The sequence below is a fragment of the Maribacter thermophilus genome, assembly GCF_001020565.1.
Classification (GTDB): domain Bacteria; phylum Bacteroidota; class Bacteroidia; order Flavobacteriales; family Flavobacteriaceae; genus Maribacter; species Maribacter thermophilus.
In genome coordinates this window covers 1,326,327-1,344,911 of sequence record NZ_LDAS01000001.1, presented here as the reverse complement: position 1 = coordinate 1,344,911, position 18,585 = coordinate 1,326,327, and the positions used below count along the sequence as shown (strand labels likewise).

The following is an 18,585-nucleotide window of genomic DNA, read 5'->3' as shown; positions in this document are numbered from 1 at the left end:
GGGAGTTCAAAACTATATCGGTAGGGCCGTTATATAATCCGGTTCTTTCTTAAATGGCGTTTTTTTTTTCTAAGCCTTTTCGCTGTTTTCTGTTCAGAAAAAAAATCACGGGGTTTAGAAAAGTTTTGAACCTTGTATATAGGACTATCTTTTTTTTTGTGGCAACAACAAACCAATTTAATAATGAAGAGAATTTATTTACTGCTTTGTGCAGGCGTGATGTTAGGGTATCAATCGGCAGAGGCCCAGTTCATGAAAAAACTAAAGAATGTCGCAAAGAAAGAGTTAAACAAAAAAATGGATAAAGACGATCCGGAAACATCCTCCAAAACTTCTTCGCAACCGGTTTCGGGTCATGAGGGTACTTATGAAAATAGTACTACTAATGAAGCGGCAGATACCGAGGAGGCAGAAGAGGCAACGATAAACCTTTATGAAATTACGGAGCCATACCCATTTGTATACAATAGAAACAAGGTAAAGGCCTGGCCGGTCTATAAAAAAGATTTTACAGATGAAAAAGGGTTATCGGGAACTTATTACCTATCTGCGGTTATGTTCGATCAAGTAGGAAACCATTTTTCCGAATTTCCATTGTATGCCTACGGTGGTTTTTCGTTGGAATATGATCCTAAGGCATATAGTGGTACCATGCATTTGTCGGACGAGGCCAAGAACCATTTTGTGATTCTGGAGGAGTATAGAGAGCTGGTCGACCGTGGAACCTTTATTATAGAGTTCGCTAATTTTGCGGGGCCCGAGGCCATGAAAATGAAACGGGCCTATGCTATTGAAAAAGATGTACTGATCGTTGCTCCACCGGTTGTGCCCATAAAGGGCCAAGAATTGGGCAATGAATGGGTAGGGGGCGACCAGTATTTATTAATGGGTAGAGACTTGGAACATATTCAGAATTTGTTACAGACCCCCGAATATGTAAAAAAACGTAGTGTCGAGGTCTTTGATATGTTGCAGTTGCACCTTAAAGAACAAAGCTTGGCCAATGCTCCTGCCTTACCGGCCCGGGGTATGAAAGATGTGGGTATAGAGGCCGACGGTCTAAAGTTCATTAAAGAAAGGGCGGCTTATTACAAATGGAAAGAACAACCCGTGTATGCCTACATACAATCAAACGATTGGAATATTATTACCCATGCCCTAACGGGGGTACCCTTGAGAAGGGAGTTAAAATTGATCGCTGTGATGAAAACACCCGACGGCAATTACAAGCGAGAAGGCTTTTTTATCGCACAGAAATATAACGGTAGCGGTTATGGAAAAAGCTATATGCTTATGAACGACCAACGTATTTACTATGTAAAAAACGAAGAGGCCTTTAAATACAAAAACTGATCAAAACTATAGATATAGCATATAAAAGCGACCTTTTTTTGGTCGCTTTTGTTTTACCAGAATGTTTCTCTGACAACACTTATAAATTCTTCTTTCTTGCTTTTTGATACCGGAATTCTCTTTTTGTTCTCCATTAACAGGTAATCACCATCTTCGCGAACCAACTCCTCAACATATTTTAAGTTGATCAGATATGATCTGTGACATTTAAAAAATAGGTTGTTATCCGCTAATTGTTCTGCAAAAAACTTGAGTGGTTTGCAAATGGTCTTATTGCCCTCTTTCTTCATATATACGGTAGTGTACATGCCATCCGCCTCAAAATAAAGTATGTCGTTGTATGAGACAAATAAAATTCCTTTGGGTACTTCCAGTGCAATTTTATTTAGACTGATCATCTTCAACGATGTTCGTAGATGTTCTATTTTGCTATGTATAGCCTCGCTATTGGCGAGTACCTCCGCTTTTTCGACGGCCACTTTCAACTCATCGGAATCTATTGGTTTTAATAAATAGTCTATAGCGTTCAACTTAAAGGCATCAACGGCGTACGAGCTATAGGCCGTGGTAAATATAATTTGGAAGTTTACCTCGTCTGTGTAATGATCAAGCAGTTCCAGCCCCGAGGCCTGTGGCATTTCAATATCCAAAAAAACTATGTCGGGCCGTTCTTTTTTTATTTTTTCCACCCCTTCGAATAGATCTTTTGCAAGACTTATTTGGTGGATCTGTGGACAGTACTCTTTCAATAAATGAAACAATAGGTCCCTTGCTTTTTCTTCGTCATCTATTACAATGGCTTTCATGATCAATGTTTTTGTAGAGGAATGTTAATAGTTACCAATGTGCCCTGTTGGCCCAGTACCTTTAGATCCATAACTTCTAAACGGATCTTTTTGTTCCGCTTTAGGTTATAAAGTTCTATGCGTTCCATATTTGCCTTGCTGGCAAATGGTTTGTGTTCTGTTTTTTGTTTTTGTGCCATAGATGCGTTGATCCCGATACCGTTGTCCTTTATGGTACATACAAGTTCGTTCGATAGGGGGGCAAGGTCAAAGCAAATAGTCAGTTTGTTTTGGTTAGAATCTCCTCTTAGACCATGTTTGATCGAATTTTCGACATAGGGCTGTATAAAAATGGACGGAACCTTAATTTGGTGAACATCAATTTCTGGCGAAACGGTTATAGAAAAGTCGAGTTTTTCTTCAAAACGTATTTTTTCTAATTGTAGGTATAGTTTTAGGGCTTCTAGTTCTTCCGCAAGTGATACCTCGTTTTTTTGTCCGTGTTCTAAATAGATTCGTATCAACCTAGAAAACTTTACCAAGTAGGTGCGGGCGAGGTGTTTTTCATTGTTAACAATGTACAGTTGAATGGAGTTTAGGGCATTGAACATAAAATGGGGGTTCATTTGCGATCTTAAGATTTCTAGTTTAAGGTTGGTCAACCTTTTGTCCTTGATCAAATCGGCGAGTTCTTTTTGTTTTTCCCTTTCGTTTTTTTTCATTTTGCCCCTGTAGAACATCCACGCCGATAAACCGATTATGATAACACTTAATGACCGAAACCACCAAGTTTGCCAAAAAGGTCTGGTAATAACCAAGGATATTGATAAGGTTTCTCCTTTTTTGTTCGAAGATATTGGTCTTATGTTAAATTTATAATTGCCCGGAGGCAAACTTTCGTATGTTACTTGCGATTTATTGGTAACCTGCCAAGTGGTGTCCAAACCTTTTAATTGGTATTCGTAAGATACAAACTCAGGGCTTCTAAACGTGTTGGCATGAAAGCCAAAACTTACTGCATTTATATGGTAGGGCAATTTGTAAGAACTATGTATAAGTGTGTCTCTTTTGTTGAGTTTAATGTTGGTGAAATATACTTTCGGTACTTTAAATTGCTTAAAAGTTGAGCGTTCCTTTTTGTTTAAGATCAGCAGGCTTTTTTCCGATGATGCAAAAATATGGTCTTCGGTTATTTCAAGGTCACCTAGGTTATTGGGTATACCGTCTCTTTGGGTAATACTTTTTATGGAGTCTGTATCTGTATCTATTCTTTGAATTCCTTTTTGTGAAGTAATCCATAATATGTTGCCATCGCTTTTCAGGTTTTGTATGTTGGTACTCAACAATCCACTATTTGTTCCGTACTTTTTTACGACCTTTTTGTTTTTAATACCTATTAACCCATGTTCATTGCTGGTGCCCCAGACAATGCCGTTTGTGGTCTGTTCCAGGTTAGACAAATATAAAGAGCGGTCTTTATAGGTAATAGGTGTGGGGTTCCATATACTATCGTACTGGATTAGTTCATCGATATAGGCGATGTAGCTGTTTTTTGAATCATGGTCATATACGACCGAGTAGGGCCGTTTTGTTAAAATAGTTTTTGCGTTAAGGGCACCGTACCTTGGTTGTTCGTACAAAACGGCTTTGTTGTACGTAAGATAGATGCTTTTAGATTCGTTTATAAAAGCCAAATCTTTACAGACATTGTATTTTTTATATAAAGGGAACAATTTTTTGGTCTCTAGGTCCAATTTGTATGATTCCTCGCCATTTATACTAATGATCACCGTGTGTGTAAACGGGTCGTAGAATATTTTACCGATCGCATTTTGTTTGGGTAAACTAAAGGTATCGGTAATTTTTTTACTTTGTTGGTCCATCAGAACAATTTCCCCTTTCGTAGTGGCCAAGACCAAATACGATTTGGCCCCGATGATAGATGATATACTTCCTTGCAGCCCATCTAGATGCATCTTTTTTAAGGTGATATTCGGAATCAAAAAAACACCGTTCCTTAAAGTAGAGATCCAGTAATTATCATCTTTGTCCTTCAAAAGACTTGTTACAAAATAGGGAGCCAACAGTTGCTCTTCCAACAAATATTTTTCTTTATTTTTCCGGTAGATAAAAATACCATGGTTCGTGGCAAACCAAAGTTCATCTTCTAGATACCGAATCTGGTTTATTTTTGCATCTGCTATGGCATCAAAACCAGGGTGGGGCAGTAGGCCATGCGATTCGTCTATAATGTTAATTTTTCGTTCCCCGTTTACCAGATAACTGATGGCCAACCGATCGTCGATTTTAATGAAATAAGGATTTCGGATATTTTGTACGGGTTTAGATTTATGCAACGCCAATAATTCATTTTCAACGAGCTTATAGATATCCCCGGTAAGGGTTATGAAATAGAGTTTGCCATCGACCACTTGTGAGTAGAGAATATCCATAGTGTATTTAAAAGTGGTGTTGGCCGTACTCTTGTCAATACTTAGAATTCCGCCCTCCCAAATAACGATGAGGTTATTTTGCATATGGTGCAACTGGGCCAAATGTCCTTTTAAGGTAGGGTTTAGGTCTTTGAAAAGCTTTAGATCTTGTCCTTTGGGGGTATATAGAATTTGACCGTGCAGATTATTGCACCAAATGGTACCTTGTTCATCTTCGGAAACCCCAAAAACAGATCGTCCTTTTTGATCGGTTATTTTATATTCTGAAAAGACTTCCCCATTGTATCTATAAAGTCCCGAGTTACTCGCAAGCCAGATATAATCATCTTGATCTTGGATTATTTTATAGCATTCCAGGTCCGGAAGCCCATCTTTTTCTGTAAGATGAAGTGTTACCGGAAGCTGTGCACAGGCCAAAGAAGAACAGAGCACCGTGAGTACTACAAAAATCACTTTTTTGAGCATATTGCAAACATAAATCAATCCTAAAAACAGCGATACATTTTTTTCTTAATGCGAGTAGTTCTTTTCTAAATGGTGATCTAGGCCCGTAGTTTTTGTAATAACTCGTCTTTTCTTCTTACAGCGACTTCAATTTTAGTTTTGTCGGACAAGGTTATGTAACCTCCTTTGCCTTTGGTGTAGGTTTTTATATAGTCTAAGTTGACAAGGTGCGATTTATGGACTCTAAAAAACATGTTTTCGTCTAGTATTTCCTCAAAATACTTGATGGTTTTTGAGGCGGTTATCTTTTTTTGGGATAAAGTATATATATGGGTGTAGTTCGTATCGGATTGAAACCTGATGATCTCTTTGGTATCCATCATCGAAAAACCTTCTACGGTAGGTATCGCTATTCTTTTAGAGGATGCGTTGCTCTCTTTGAAATTATGAAATAGGACATCTATTTTTTTTGAAGCTTCTTTCAGGCTTCTTTGTTGCCGTAACTTTTGTAGGGCATTGTCAAGCTCTGTATTATCTATTGGTTTTAACAGATAGTCCAGGGCAGAGAATTTAATGGCCTTTAACGCATATTTGTCATAAGAAGTGGTGAAAATCACTTCAAAATCTATACTGTTTAATTGCGACAAGAGATCAAAACCGGTCTCGTTTCCCAGTTGTACGTCCAAGAACAGAATATCTGGGGTATTTTTGACAATTTCCTTTTTTGCCTCATCAATTGTTTTACAATAACCTACAATTTGTATGTTGTAGGTACTGGATTCTAACAACCGCTCTAGGCGATCTATACAGTGTTGCTCATCATCAACGATCAATGCTTTTAACATGCTGTTCTTAAAATTGAAGTTCTAAGGGAAGTGTTATTTCCACGCGTACCCCTTCTGGTTTATCCATCAAATTAATAGATCCCTTTTTGTTTTTTAGATGGCTCAGAATATCAATTCGGCTTTTGGTGATCTTAATGCCGTAAGATCCGTTCGATTTTTTCTCACTCATATTCTTTTTGGGTTGCCCTACACCGTTGTCATCCACCACATATTTTAGCATATCGCCCTCTTTTTTAATTTTAATATCTATGTGGCCATCTCCGTTTTTTGGGGCAATACCATGCCAAATACTATTTTCTATAAAGGGTTGTAATATTAGTGGTGGAACCAACGTATTGTTGGGTTCAATATCTTGGTCGATCGTAATTTTATGGTGCAATTTGTTTTCTAGACGTATGGCCTCTATCTGCATATATAGTTCCATCAGTTCAAGGTCCTCGTTTAAGGGAATCGATTTTTTCTCTGAGTTTTCTAGAATTGCCCGTGTCAGCCGAGAGAATTTGACCAGGTAGTCATCTGCCTGTTGAATATCGTTTTTGGAAATAAAATCGCTGATGGAGTTGAGCGAGTTAAAAATAAAATGGGGGTTCATTTGTGAGCGCAGGGCCTTAAGTTCCGTCTCCGATACCTTGGCATTGAATTCGGCGGTTTTCTTTTTTTCTAGCTCATCGCGTCTACGCTTGTAAATATAATAACCCAAGACGGCCAGTAACACTAATAAAATGGCCCCGATCAAATAGATATTTTTCACCAGTTGCTGCCGTTTGATCTCTTCGTTGGCCACCGCTTGCTGGCGCTCCATCTGAAACTGCATTTCCTTACGGGTCAATTCCGATTTTTTCTCTTCGCTCAAAACACTGTCCCTTAGGGTAACATATTCTTTGTAGGCATTGAGGGCTCCGGCCGTTTCCCCTTTGTTTTCATAAGCACTGCTAAGTACTTTCCACGAATCTGCCTGCCACTCCACGGCCCCGATTTCTTTGGAGATAGAAAGGGCGCGGTCGGCATAGGTCTCGGCAACGGCATAATTTTGTAAAAGCGCATTTATTTCACCAATACTGTTCAATGCTGAGGCCTCGATGTATTTATTGCCGATTATTTGTGCCAAGTCTGCGGCCTTTTGGTAGTTTTCCAATGCCTTCTGGGGCTTATCTTGTTTTTTTTGGGCCAAGGCCAAGTTATTGGTGATGGCGGCCACAAATAGATTGTTTTTCTCTAGTTTGGCCAATTCCAATGCTTTTTTCAAGTAAGATACACCCTCTTTAAAATTTTCAGTATCGTTGTAGATAATGGCGATATTGGAAAGTGCCTTGATTTCTTCCGCTCTGTTGCCCATTGCCTGTGACGTTTCTAGATAGGCATGGTAATTTTCTAGGGCCTGGTCGTATTCTTTTAAATCTGCATGTATATTTCCAAGGTTGCTTAAAATGCTTGATTCTAGTTGTTTGTCCGTTATTTTTTTACTGAGTACCAAAGCCTGTTGGTAGGCGTCCAAAGCATTTAAGTTATCCGCTAAAACGTAATACAAATTCCCTTTTTGGCGCTGGGCCAAAGCCTCACCTTTAAGCCATTTATTTTTTTTTGAAATAGTAAGGGCCTCTTCTATCAAAGAAAACCCTTGGTTGGGTTCAGAATAGGTCATTTCACTGGCCAGCTTAATAAGCAGACCAACTCTAATGGTATCTTTTAAGGCGTGTGCTTGTAGCTCGTTCTTTAAAGAGTCTAGCTTGTTTTGCTGTGAGGCACCAAAAAAATGTACCAAACAGATAAGTATTATACAATACTTGTTTTTAGTTGGTCGGGGCATGCTATGCGGTTGGTTATATTCAAATTTAAACTTTTTGTTCGATTAATCGGCTGTTATACCCATGTTTACGAATATTTGAACAATTACTACGGTAAAATGGCAAATGGATACGTAGAATAATTGTGTATGGTGCTAACCAGTTGTAATGGATAGTTTAGGTATAACTAAACCATATGATTTATTTAATCAAATGAAAAACAATATTAAAATTTTACTGTACTGTTCAGCCTTCTTTCTCGTTTTTGGTTGTGGGGCGGACGATAATACCGAAGAGGAAGTTGTTTCCAGCGAGGTACAGGGCAATATTACATTGTCAGGATCTGAGACCTCGGAATTGGGTACCTCGTTAACCGTTGTAAATATTGAGGTTGCAAATGCCTCCCTTACGGGAACGGATAAATCTGTTATACTCTTGTCGGAGAATATTTCTGTGGTCGATAATGAACTTGTTTATGAGGATGACCAAAACGGATTTGTTATCGTAGCGGCAGATTTTTCTACCGGAGGTTCGGCTGATATCGACAAAAGTATTTCCATGACCATCGTAAAAGATGGTGAAGAGTACAGGCATGCTTGTTCCTCTCCCTATCTAAACTTTTTTACTGCCTGTGGCGACGGATTCGCAATTGATTTTGAGGGCAAGAGCGTCACTTTCGATGGTACTACGGTAATCAACACCGACGATGATACCATTTTAACCATGGATGGGACCATTACTTGGGATTAAAAATATAAAGGGAAAGTTATGGTAAGGGCATGTTTGTTGATTGTTTTGTGTTTTTTGGGAGTGCTTTCTGGTAAAGCACAGTCTATAGATGATAAAGAGATGGTGGTTTACCAATCACCTTCCGATAAGTTTGCTTCCATCACATTACAGGCCCATAAGGGCTTGCCACGTTTTGGGGTTCCGAATATGTATCGAGAACAAACTGGAGGTATAAGACAGGGGATGCGAACGGTTAGACCGGTTCGTGGGGGCAAAAATCCTGTGGGTAATGATAAAAACAAGCTCGTAACCACCGGCAAAAGTAATCTTTCGCTATTGGTCAGCTTAAAATATTTACGACCGTTTATGGAAGATCTGGATCGGGAGCGTTTGACCACATTGACCTCCAATATGACCGAAAAGGAATCCAATTCCGCCTTCTTACAGCGATTTTTACGGAGTCAGGTGGCACCTAACCTATGCTTGGCAGATGAATGTAAGAATGCCAACCAAGGCAAAAATGAATTTGAACGGCTTCGTAATTATACATCTTTTGTAGATAACTGTTTAGATCCACTTTTAGATTGGAGCAAAAATGTAATGGAGGGCGATGAACTGGTCGGTTACCACGTTTCTATGCTGAACATTGGCAGTAATTATGATTTTGATAAAAAAGGATATACCGCATACCATTCTTTAATTCTCAACAATATTTTTTCCGTAAAACAAGGCATTGGAAGACAAGTGGTCTTTAAACCGGTGAAACCGTTCGAGGAGGCACTTCAAAACTCGATAGATAGGAACAAGAACATTGAATTTTTTCTTTCTATGGATGAACAAACGGCAGAACGATTTCAAAAAGAAGGCATAAAACGCTTGTATGCCGTAAAAAAAATAAAGTTACAACGGTCTAACAAGCCCATGGAGTCTCCCTCCAAGGCCATAGAATTTAATTATTCGCACGAAAGTGCCGATTTAGAAATCTATACGGACGAGGCACTGACACAACATTTTAAAACTTTGTCTCTGGCAGACCTAACCAATTAAACTATGAAACAGTTCCTCATTATTCTAATATCGTTTATAGTCTCTTTTTCGGTAAGGGGGCAAGGAAAGGAAATGGTGTATGAAGCCCCTTCGTCAAATTTTATAGATCTGTCGCTACAGACCCATAATGGTAAATTGCGGTTTGGCGTACAAGATGAGTATTATGTTAGATCCGATGGCAGTTATGTAAAGGCGAGCGAAGCATCGTACGTAGCTATGGACAAGCGATTTAGTCATAACAATGCCAGCAGACATGCTTTTGTAGAACTTTTAAAGATCAGGTTTAAAGAAGAGATGTTCGCGGCTATGGACAAGGATTATTTTACCGAACGAACCAATACAATGTTCGAAAAAGATATCATGTCACATACCGCCCAGCAACATACGTTGGCCCTTGCTAATGCACTCACTACCAATGAGCACGCAATGAGTTATTTCTGTAATCAAAAAGAAGGTTCAGATTGTACATCTAGATTTCCGCAAAAAGGATATTATAACGAGCCAAGGAACATACGGCCTTGGGGCGGCAGGGGAGCCACCGAGTTTCAGCAACTAAGGGCCTTCACTTCTTTTGCCAAGAACGATTTGCCCAAGATCGTAAAATGGGGAAGTACGTTGCTTCCAGACAATACTCTTGATGGTTATTATGTAACCCGGACCCATCTGGGAAAATATGATTTTAAGGCCGAAGGGTTTTGGTTGATGACACATCAATTTTATAATCAAGGCTTTTTGTTAAAGTGGTATGGTTTGCAGCCGGCCAATTCGTCCCAAAGAAAATTAATGCACCCCAATGGTGCCTCCATCCTCTTAAAAATGTCGCCTGAAAAAGCGGAGAACTTTTCGGAAAAATATCAATACCTGTTTTTGGTTTTTGACGTCACGGGGCAGCTGAACGGATTGGAAAACTATAGGGCCGACCAGCTAAAGACCACCTTTACCCTTAACAGTTCGGTTATTGAAATTTATACCGATGATGCACTTACCCATAGGGTGGGCGAAATTGATATAAACACCATGGAGGCCAAAACCAGATAATAGAAGAATGATGAAAATTGAAAATATAAAAATACGTTTTGTACTACTTTTTGCCATAACGGGCTTCATGGTACCAAGCGCCGTGCATGGTCAGTTTTTAAAAAAATTAAAAAAGAATGTAGAGGATAGGGTGGTGGAGGCCGCTGGTGAAAAATCGGACCAACTTTTAAACGGGGAAACGGAAACTACCGTAAACGATAATGTAAAAACAGGGACCGATACCAAAACAACACCAACACAAACAATGGCCAAAAAGGTAGACCCAAGTCTTCAAGACCAAGAGGTAATAAGGTTCAAGGCACCGTCTAAAGATTTTAGGGAGGTCGTAATACAGGCCTATAAGGGATTGCCCAGATACGGAGAGCTACATTTCAAGAGAAATACACATAAACTTATTACCAATAAGGCGTATAAGGCTCTTTTAGAGATGCGGTTTTTAGAGGAAACGTTCAACGATATGGATCGTTCAAAGCTTGTTAAAAATCAAAACTCAACAGGGGACCTAAGCAAAAAGAATTCAGAATTTGCCCAGAATCTTGTAAGGATTCTTGCCGGGGAAACGCTATCCGACGATAGACTGAAAGACTATTTTTGTGATTTCGAAGCAGCATCGCCCTGTAATTTTTACCATCCGTCAGGGGAGCGGATAAGCGTTTCATATTGGGGAGGTACGTCTACAAATGAATTTGCCCAGAACCGTAGCTACACCACCTTTGTAAAGGAATATTTCGACACCCTTAAAAAATGGAGCCAAACGTTTTATACCAATGGTAGCGAAGTCGCCTATTATGTGGCAAAGGGGATGGTGGCCGAAAAATATGATTTTAAGGAAAAAGGGTATTGGATAGGCAATCTATTTTCCATCGGAGGGGACTTCATACTACACCAGTCCAATTTTTTGCCCTACACCGAGAACGAAAAAGCAATAAGGCACCAGCGCAAAAAAATATTCCTGCCCATGGATGCCGATAAGGCGAAGACTTACAAATTAATTCCAAGGTCACCGGTATATGTAGTGTTCAAGGTGCTGGTAAACCCCAAGCCCAACAATACAACCTCCGTAATTTGGGAATATGAACTGGAGAGTCCGATCATTGAAATTTATAAAGATGTGGCACTTACGGACAAAATGGGAGAGGTAGATATTAATAGTACAAATCTTAAAAACTGATCGATGGGAAGCAGTCGTACAATTATGGTGGTAATGGGAATGTTGTTCTTTATAATGGCACCCCGGGTCAATGCCCAGTTTTTTAAAAAGCTGAAACAGCAAGCTGAAGAAAAACTTACCGAGAAAGCCAATAAAGAGGTAGATGATATTTTTACCGGAAACAAGGGTACAACAAAGAAAGAGGAGGGGGCAAAGGAATTGGGAACCGTCAAAACCGATGAGAATATAGTGGTACCGCCTACTACCGTAGCGCAATCGACGACCACTTTTAACGAATCGGATTATTTGGTGTATAAATCGCCAGATCCGGCGTTTCATGATATTTATGTTCAAAAATTTAAGGGGCTCCCAAGATTCGGTTCCTGTGATTTTTATACCATGCCCAACAATCCGAAAATGCCCGTACAGACTCCCGAGGTCAATGAGAAAAGAGTAAAAATGAAAATGGGTTATAATGCTTTTTTGTTATTGGCACGAATGCATACCCTAAAGGATCATTTTAAGGTAATGGACAGAACGGCCCTCACCCCCCTTAGTAAACCCTTGGTAGAAGAAGAGGTAAAATCCAATATGGCACAGGGATACCTAATGAATTTTGCATTTTTAATGGGCACGGATGCCTTGAAAAAGGAATATTTTATGAATGATCGCAACGGTACCGGTAATGCTCCCATTGTATCTAAATGGGGAGGGCAATATGCCGATGATTTTACCGAGAATGAAAAATATGTGGCATTTGTAGAAAAGTATCTGGATAAAATACTGCAATGGACCCAAACATTTTTTGAGGACGCTACGGAAGATTTTCAATTTGTTGTTCCGCTGGAGTTTAAAGGATCCTATGATTTCGACAAAAATGGATTTTGGGTGCAACTGCCCACCAAAAGGAGGTCTAGTTATAGTATGGATTTTGGAAGTACGAGGGATAATTATTTTTTTGAGTTTCTTCCCAAGACACCTTATGGGCAGCAAATATTGAATAAAACACAACAGGTAGAGCATATAAATGCTGAGGTGCTCTTTAAAATAGATCCGGCCGCGGCCGAAGCTTTGATAAACGATAAAACAAAGAACCCACAAATGGTAGTAAAAGTAAAGGTCGTTTATGAAGGGTTCCGACCCGAGAACCCCACGATTTATGCGCCAAAATACACTTATCATTTACTAGATCCTATGATGGAACTGTATTCCGATGCTGGGCTGACTTCAAAAATTGGAGAAATAAATCTCCAAAACCTGACGTATAAGGGGACCGATTAATTTTTGCCGAGAATAGAAGTATTTATTTATGCCCATGTATTCATTTTGAAATATAGTTTTTAAATACAACGATAGCTACAGTATTCTAGGATACTATAGCTATCATGTGCATGTATTTCTCTGTGCAATATAAATTTAATATTGCAATCTATGAGAAGAACTAAATTACGGAGTGTACCACCATTTAAAAATTAGGAGCACAATTTAGATTCTCATTATAGGGCTGAATATAATTCCAAAAGGCTTCGCCCGCACTGTTCATGTAATCCATTGAATAATTGAATTTTGTTCTGGAGCCTACTTGATAAATATACTCTTTGTACGAACTCGTAAACTGTACAATGGCGAAATAGTATCTGTTGAAGCTATCATCGGACACTTCGTAAAATGTGACTTTCGAAATAGCATCACTATCATAACTGTAATAAGTGGACCCATAACCTTCTGATTTAACCATTGCCATCAGGTCTGAACAAGACGATTGAGCTTTTATACCAATGGCGAATAGAAGTGCTCCCAAGAGAATTACCTTTTTCATGAATTTATAAAACCTAAGATTACTTTTTCTACACTTGAAGCTAAATCGGCATTTTGAATTTTGTATTTTTTTATTCCCATGGCTTCAAACCAATTGGTCCAATATTCCCTAATAATATCTATGGAATACGGATTGCCGGTATTGGCGCTTTGGACCCCAATCACCAATACCTCCAAATCTTCCAGCCCGTCGTTGGCAGGTATAAAACCATAGCCCTTTTCTTGTATGGTCTTTTTATAATCGGACTTGTTCAGTCGCAATGCCCCCAAAGATTTTGGGGTCAGATAAGAGCTTTTGTTCCCTTCTTTCATTTGGGTATCTTTATGGTACATATAACCATCGGTTAAAATCACCAATATGTTGCGATGGCAGGTACTGATCGTATAATCCTTCACATTATCCTTAAAAAATCGCCAAATATCCGAACCTGGGTAATCTTTAGCCTGTTTAGCATCGGCTTGGGCCAATCCATATAGTTTGATGGGCTCTTCAGCATACAGCCTATTGGTTTCTTCGATCCTTGATTTTGGCGTGTTTCTGTTGAATTCTATATGGAGCTTTTCAGCAATGGAATTGATTCCTTCATTCGCAGGTTCGGGATTAAAGTAAAGCTGTATCCGGTCTTGTAACAGAATAAGTTTTTTAGTTTTTACATGATCGGTGAAGGCCTTGGCAATACTTTTAAGGTATTGGGTGTCTTTTTGGATGGTTTTTGCTTCTGTAATTCTATCCGACAAATCTAGAAATACACTTATGTTCAGGTTGTTTTCTTTGTTTTTCAAGATATGTCCTAGGCAATCTCCGGTTACAGAGGTGGCAGGAGGATCAACTTCAGGTAGTTTTTCCTTAACGTCTCGTTTGCATCCCGTGGTACCTAATAGAAGGGACAAGGCAATTGCTATTTTAATTGAAAATTTCATTTTAGAGGGTTTTGGTATATACTTTGTTTTGATAAGTGTCTGTATCTAAATCGAGTTCTTTTATATGGTTGTCATATACCTTACGACATTCGTGTAGATACGCTTTGGTTTCCTCAGGACCCAAGACTACGTGCCTGGTGATACTTTCCAACCATCCTTGCAAATATTCAGAGGAGAGGGCTTTGTAATTTCTAATAGGCAAAATAAAACCTTCGATAATGTTCTCCAGTTCGGTACACCTTATATTAAGGTCATCCTTTACCTTTTCGATAGCTATAATCACTTCCTTGTGCTTTTCGGCACGGCCTAAAAGGTTATTTATATCTTGTTCTAGCGAGTTAATGAAATTTTGAATTTTGTCCCTGTCGGCATGCTCTTTCATAACAAAATCGAAAACTAGTCCCCAAATCACATACGAGACGAAACCTGCAAAGATGATGACCCAAAAACTTGGGCTATTAAGAGCTAAGGAGACTGAAAAATCCGGGTCTTCGAAAGTTTTGTTCAGGTTGTACAGTTTTTCGTCGATGAGATAGGCCAATAAGGCATCGAAAATAAAGGTGGTGATAAAAAGCATGATTACCTTTATTATATTAACTGTTGTCGGCTTATGCCAAAACATATGAATGAGGTAGCCTAATCCAAAAAATACGAAAGGAATAAATAGGATAAACCCTAACTCCAACCAGCCCCCATCATAGGCTTCTTGAAGAGCCTGAGGATAAAACATACCACTAAAGAGCTGTGTTGAAGGATCAAAAGTTCTAAAGAAGGCCGAAAATGAGGTCGAAATATAAAAAATGAAGGTGTATAGGGTTAGAAACAATAACAACACAAGGCCTATCCAAAACTTTGTAGATGATCTACGGTCTGCGGGAATACCGTAATCATGTGGGTTTCTCCTCACATTTACGATATCGTTTTTTAATCCATCTATTTTATCTTCAACTTTTTCAAGCCGTTCTGTTTCCCGTTTTAGCTCTTCTTCTTTGTTTAATAGAATAGTTTTTTTTCCCTTTAGCTCGGTCATGTACGGTTGTTTAAGCCTAATTTGGTCAAGCTCTTCTACCTTACATTTATTTTCGAACTTATAGTAGATGGCCTCTAGGTTGATCTTTAAGTTTTCAGGTTGCCCTTGACACGATTTAGAAGATTCAAGTCCGTCTTTGTGATAGGTCACTTTTTCATCTTCAATGGTTTTTACCGCTTTTAATGGTTCGGGTTTTTTGGTCGGTTTTAATTGAGCTATGCTTTTTAATAATCCCATGGTTTCTTATTTAATTATTAAGTTCTTGGAGAATAGCCTCTTTACTTTTACCCTCTTTGGCACTTTCAATAAGATAATCTGCCAGAGATATTATATTCTCTTCTAGAAATTCGAATTTCCTACAGTATTTTTTCAGGGTGTTATATTCATCTTCGGTTACCTTTTCATCTGCCCATATCATACGGGCAAGATCATAGAGGTATTCGATACGTGTTTCTACTGTTTTGGGTATCGTAATAGCCCCTGAGTGCGCTACCAAGATTTCATCTAATTGCTCTTTTGAAATGTTTCTTTCACTGGCGAATTCATATAACAACTTCATTTCTAGCGGACTAAAATCATCATCGGTCAATGCGATTTGGTACAATCGCAAGAAATGACTTTTAATTTCCTCGGATATTGTGGTTTCTTCCATAATTTAATTTGTTGGTTTAGAATTTTTTATCTCGTCCGTAAGATTTAATTGGTTTTTTTCTATTGTACGGTATGTAAGGTCTAGTCTTTTTTACCTGAAAAACGTTTGCTATAAATAGTAGGGCACTTATAACATCAATAGGGAACCAAATAGATTTTCGGTATAGGTATACAGGAAATATCGGATTGAATAAATAAGCAATAAGTATAAATGAAAGTAGAACAAAAGGCTTTTTTAATGATTTTATGGCTGTAAGTAGAGCTCCAATAAAAACAAGAAACCTCAATAAATCATAAAATATACTTTCTAAAGGAAATATTGCAATAATTAAAGCCAAGGAACATGAAATGGCCATGTAACCGTAGAAATCTTTTGTGAATGTATATTTCATTAAAATAGTATGGTTATTTGGTTAAATATGATCCAAACCTATTATAAAAGAACTTGTCTTCTTTACAGATTTCCGTAATGTCTTGTGTTAATTTTTTCAATTCTCAATAAGACGCAATCTTTTTATAGCCATACTTCCTGTTTTTTTACGAAGGGTGGCGATCAATGTTTTTTTTTAATCAAATGATAGATCTTCTATAAGGGTTAAATAGTATGTTTTTGGTGATTACGCTTTTCCGTAAAAGAATTTTTCAAAAAAATAGTTAATTTGAGGGGGACTTTCTAATTATAGAAAGTCTGTAAATTAGAGGCTTTATAAAACAAGACTATGGTTAGGTCGTAAGGTTATGCCGGTATTACAGAAAGGTGATAAGATTCATTTTTATACAATTTTAGTCGTTTGTAACGGTATCGTCTACGGTTAATATACCGATAAACCCTATAAATACCTGTTTTGTTGATATGTAATAAATTACACCTAAAAAAGAAATAAACGTGCCATGGTACGCTTACACAATTGCTGTCCGTAATTTGAAAAAAAGAAATGAAATTTAAACAAATATTAGTTTTAATTATTTTAATCGTACCACTTTTGGTTTACGTCTTATTTAAAGATAGTATTAAACCAATTTGGAACGAATTTGATACAATATTTACTATTTCTTCTTATTCGATTTCGGTAATCCTTTTACTATATAATCTTAATTTAAAATTCCATTTTGCAATTAACCGAATTTTTCAATGGTTTAAGCAAGACCATACTTATTGGAGGTTTTCTTATTGTATTGAACAAGAAAATGAATTTGACAAAATTCTATTTATAAAAAATTTAAAAAGATTAAACATTTCAATAAATAAAGAATATGAGGATTTTATTGAATTTATCTATAAAGACAGTCACTTATTCAGATTGCAAATCACAAATAATGAAACTTTTAGAATAAATTTATTTTCATCTAGGTTAATAGTACCGACTAAAAGAATAAAACCAACAATAAACGAATTAATTGAGGTTACTGAAGTAATTGAAAACTCATTGAATTCAATCATTAGTGATTCCAAAAAATTTGATTTGACTATCGAATATCCTAAAACAAGTCCTTTTTACAGTTATTGGATAAAAAAATTACCAGAACAATCAATTTATAATTTTAACTTTTCTATTAGAATTCCAAACAACGAGAATATTGTAAGTGTCAATAAAAATCAATTAATAATAAAATCTAACTCGATAAATAAACTTTTTGACACAACCAAAGATTATTTGAGTTTACAAATTGAGATATGAATACATACAGATTAGTAAATATTATAAAGTTCCCTAGTATTCATACAGGTCAAGAAAGGCATAATAATTATAATTTGACACTTCCTGGATTTACAGAGGAAAAACAAACTTCAATTCGAAACATAGCTACCGCATATCACGGTTTCGAGTATTACGAAGTAGAACACGAAATGCTTATAAAGGATAAAGGATTAGCTTTTGGTTTTGTAGACAATCAACCTGTAAAAATGGAACTTAATGGATACAAAAAAACTTTTACAGTTAAAATGTATTGCAATCCAGAAGAAGGATATGCATATTTATGTGAGAGCAGTAATGTAATTAAAGATTTACTTAGGACTTTAAAAAAGGATTCCTCATTAGGGATTGAATTAAAAGAAATAGAATTAGATCTTAACCAATTACATAAACATACCGAACAATATACAGGTGCTTGGTTTAAAGGAGTAAGTTCAAGAGTGTCTTCCTCAGCACTTTTTGGAGCTGATTTAAAAAATGAACCTCTATTTGAACAATTGAAAAATGATGGTGCTGATTTATCCAGTATAACAATTCCCTTTAAAGGAATGCAAATACAATTGAGTAAAAATGGCGGAATTAGTTCGCATCAAAATCTAAAAGGTGTGAAAAATCAACTAGCATTAATCAAACAAATTAAAGAAGAAATAATAAATCATCTAATAAAATAAAAAACTACGCACAACATTGCCTATAAGTAATTGCTTGTTCTCGCCTACTTCTAAAAATCCTCGCGGATTTTCAGATTGGTGTGTATTAGCAAAGTTAAGTGCCACCTCACGTGCAACAAACCGCATACAAACACGTTGTATAAGCTTAAAAGCAATTTACACGCTATAA

The 18,585-nt window shown here is 37.4% G+C and carries 17 protein-coding genes; 8 read left to right on the top strand and 9 right to left on the bottom strand.

Going from position 1 to position 18,585, the window contains the following annotated elements; translation table 11 throughout:
* Nucleotides 1-183 precede the first annotated feature (183 nt).
* Entirely contained in the window at nucleotides 184-1,353 is a 1,170-nt protein-coding gene (locus AB657_RS05840) for a hypothetical protein (protein WP_157491601.1), read from the top strand.
* Nucleotides 1,354-1,406: 53 nt separating this feature from the next.
* On the opposite strand, the gene AB657_RS05835 is transcribed toward AB657_RS05840, so the two are convergent.
* From AB657_RS05835 to AB657_RS05820, 4 genes are all read right to left on the bottom strand, one after another.
* Nucleotides 1,407-2,159 (bottom strand): LytR/AlgR family response regulator transcription factor, encoded by a 753-nt coding sequence (locus AB657_RS05835; protein WP_047245637.1) that lies wholly within the window; start codon nucleotides 2,157-2,159, stop codon nucleotides 1,407-1,409.
* A gap of 2 nt (nucleotides 2,160-2,161) precedes the next feature.
* Nucleotides 2,162-5,056, bottom strand: coding sequence for a sensor histidine kinase (locus tag AB657_RS05830; RefSeq protein ID WP_047245636.1), 2,895 nt, complete (start codon nucleotides 5,054-5,056; stop codon nucleotides 2,162-2,164).
* 77 nt (nucleotides 5,057-5,133) lie between these two features.
* Nucleotides 5,134-5,880 (bottom strand): LytR/AlgR family response regulator transcription factor, encoded by a 747-nt coding sequence (locus AB657_RS05825; RefSeq protein ID WP_047245635.1) that lies wholly within the window; start codon nucleotides 5,878-5,880, stop codon nucleotides 5,134-5,136.
* Between the two features lie 7 nt (nucleotides 5,881-5,887).
* Nucleotides 5,888-7,642: a tetratricopeptide repeat-containing sensor histidine kinase gene (locus AB657_RS05820; protein WP_198146877.1), complete on the bottom strand. Its 1,755-nt coding sequence runs from the start codon at nucleotides 7,640-7,642 to the stop codon at nucleotides 5,888-5,890.
* Nucleotides 7,643-7,877: 235 nt separating this feature from the next.
* On the opposite strand from AB657_RS05820, the gene AB657_RS05815 reads away from it, so the two are divergent.
* The 5 genes from AB657_RS05815 to AB657_RS05795 are packed head-to-tail and all read left to right on the top strand — an operon-like array spanning nucleotide 7,878 to nucleotide 12,909.
* Complete coding sequence (locus tag AB657_RS05815; protein ID WP_157491599.1) at nucleotides 7,878-8,414, top strand: hypothetical protein; 537 nt, start codon at nucleotides 7,878-7,880, stop codon at nucleotides 8,412-8,414.
* An 18-nt stretch (nucleotides 8,415-8,432) separates the two neighbouring features.
* A complete protein-coding gene (locus AB657_RS05810; RefSeq protein WP_047245632.1) occupies nucleotides 8,433-9,440 on the top strand; it encodes a hypothetical protein in 1,008 nt (335 codons plus the stop codon).
* A gap of 3 nt (nucleotides 9,441-9,443) precedes the next feature.
* Nucleotides 9,444-10,478, top strand: coding sequence for a hypothetical protein (locus AB657_RS05805; RefSeq protein ID WP_047245631.1), 1,035 nt, complete (start codon nucleotides 9,444-9,446; stop codon nucleotides 10,476-10,478).
* Nucleotides 10,479-10,485: 7 nt separating this feature from the next.
* Entirely contained in the window at nucleotides 10,486-11,649 is a 1,164-nt protein-coding gene (locus AB657_RS05800; protein WP_157491597.1) for a hypothetical protein, read from the top strand.
* Between the two features lie 3 nt (nucleotides 11,650-11,652).
* Nucleotides 11,653-12,909: a hypothetical protein gene (locus AB657_RS05795; protein WP_047245629.1), complete on the top strand. Its 1,257-nt coding sequence runs from the start codon at nucleotides 11,653-11,655 to the stop codon at nucleotides 12,907-12,909.
* Between the two features lie 184 nt (nucleotides 12,910-13,093).
* Here AB657_RS05795 and AB657_RS05790 read toward each other — a convergent pair whose 3' ends face one another.
* Genes AB657_RS05790 through AB657_RS18270 form a run of 5 tightly spaced genes read right to left on the bottom strand, consistent with a single transcriptional unit; the run spans nucleotide 13,094 to nucleotide 16,404 of the window.
* Nucleotides 13,094-13,447, bottom strand: a complete 354-nt coding sequence (locus AB657_RS05790; protein ID WP_047245628.1) for a hypothetical protein — start codon at nucleotides 13,445-13,447, stop codon at nucleotides 13,094-13,096.
* Entirely contained in the window at nucleotides 13,444-14,367 is a 924-nt protein-coding gene (locus AB657_RS05785; RefSeq protein ID WP_047245627.1) for a hypothetical protein, read from the bottom strand. Before AB657_RS05785 ends, AB657_RS05790 begins: the two co-directional genes overlap by 4 nt.
* Nucleotide 14,368: 1 nt before the next feature.
* Nucleotides 14,369-15,634: a hypothetical protein gene (locus AB657_RS05780; RefSeq protein WP_047245626.1), complete on the bottom strand. Its 1,266-nt coding sequence runs from the start codon at nucleotides 15,632-15,634 to the stop codon at nucleotides 14,369-14,371.
* Nucleotides 15,635-15,644: 10 nt separating this feature from the next.
* Nucleotides 15,645-16,049 (bottom strand): hypothetical protein, encoded by a 405-nt coding sequence (locus tag AB657_RS05775; protein ID WP_047245625.1) that lies wholly within the window; start codon nucleotides 16,047-16,049, stop codon nucleotides 15,645-15,647.
* 16 nt (nucleotides 16,050-16,065) lie between these two features.
* Complete coding sequence (locus AB657_RS18270) at nucleotides 16,066-16,404, bottom strand: DUF6804 family protein (protein ID WP_394332528.1); 339 nt, start codon at nucleotides 16,402-16,404, stop codon at nucleotides 16,066-16,068.
* A gap of 579 nt (nucleotides 16,405-16,983) precedes the next feature.
* On the opposite strand from AB657_RS18270, the gene AB657_RS05765 reads away from it, so the two are divergent.
* Together AB657_RS05765 and AB657_RS05760 are read left to right on the top strand one after the other, a co-directional pair.
* A complete protein-coding gene (locus AB657_RS05765) occupies nucleotides 16,984-17,727 on the top strand; it encodes a hypothetical protein (protein ID WP_047245623.1) in 744 nt (247 codons plus the stop codon).
* Complete coding sequence (locus AB657_RS05760; protein ID WP_047245622.1) at nucleotides 17,724-18,416, top strand: hypothetical protein; 693 nt, start codon at nucleotides 17,724-17,726, stop codon at nucleotides 18,414-18,416. The genes AB657_RS05765 and AB657_RS05760 overlap by 4 nt, the downstream gene beginning before the upstream one ends.
* Nucleotides 18,417-18,585: the final 169 nt, after the last annotated feature.

What these genes read in the sequence shown, in the direction of transcription:
- AB657_RS05810 (WP_047245632.1), top strand. Translation starts at nt 8,433, where the DNA reads ATGGTAAGGGCATGTTTGTTGATTGTTTTGTGTTTTTTGGGAGTGCTT.
- AB657_RS05760 (WP_047245622.1), top strand. Translation starts at nt 17,724, where the DNA reads ATGAATACATACAGATTAGTAAATATTATAAAGTTCCCTAGTATTCAT.
- AB657_RS05765 (WP_047245623.1), top strand. Translation starts at nt 16,984, where the DNA reads ATGAAATTTAAACAAATATTAGTTTTAATTATTTTAATCGTACCACTT.
- AB657_RS05780 (WP_047245626.1), bottom strand. Translation starts at nt 15,634, where the DNA reads ATGGGATTATTAAAAAGCATAGCTCAATTAAAACCGACCAAAAAACCC.
- AB657_RS05830 (WP_047245636.1), bottom strand. Translation starts at nt 5,056, where the DNA reads ATGCTCAAAAAAGTGATTTTTGTAGTACTCACGGTGCTCTGTTCTTCT.
- AB657_RS05805 (WP_047245631.1), top strand. Translation starts at nt 9,444, where the DNA reads ATGAAACAGTTCCTCATTATTCTAATATCGTTTATAGTCTCTTTTTCG.
- AB657_RS18270 (WP_394332528.1), bottom strand. Translation starts at nt 16,404, where the DNA reads ATGGCCATTTCATGTTCCTTGGCTTTAATTATTGCAATATTTCCTTTA.
- AB657_RS05800 (WP_157491597.1), top strand. Translation starts at nt 10,486, where the DNA reads ATGATGAAAATTGAAAATATAAAAATACGTTTTGTACTACTTTTTGCC.
- AB657_RS05795 (WP_047245629.1), top strand. Translation starts at nt 11,653, where the DNA reads ATGGGAAGCAGTCGTACAATTATGGTGGTAATGGGAATGTTGTTCTTT.
- AB657_RS05840 (WP_157491601.1), top strand. Translation starts at nt 184, where the DNA reads ATGAAGAGAATTTATTTACTGCTTTGTGCAGGCGTGATGTTAGGGTAT.
- AB657_RS05775 (WP_047245625.1), bottom strand. Translation starts at nt 16,049, where the DNA reads ATGGAAGAAACCACAATATCCGAGGAAATTAAAAGTCATTTCTTGCGA.
- AB657_RS05790 (WP_047245628.1), bottom strand. Translation starts at nt 13,447, where the DNA reads ATGAAAAAGGTAATTCTCTTGGGAGCACTTCTATTCGCCATTGGTATA.
- AB657_RS05825 (WP_047245635.1), bottom strand. Translation starts at nt 5,880, where the DNA reads ATGTTAAAAGCATTGATCGTTGATGATGAGCAACACTGTATAGATCGC.
- AB657_RS05785 (WP_047245627.1), bottom strand. Translation starts at nt 14,367, where the DNA reads ATGAAATTTTCAATTAAAATAGCAATTGCCTTGTCCCTTCTATTAGGT.
- AB657_RS05815 (WP_157491599.1), top strand. Translation starts at nt 7,878, where the DNA reads ATGAAAAACAATATTAAAATTTTACTGTACTGTTCAGCCTTCTTTCTC.
- AB657_RS05835 (WP_047245637.1), bottom strand. Translation starts at nt 2,159, where the DNA reads ATGAAAGCCATTGTAATAGATGACGAAGAAAAAGCAAGGGACCTATTG.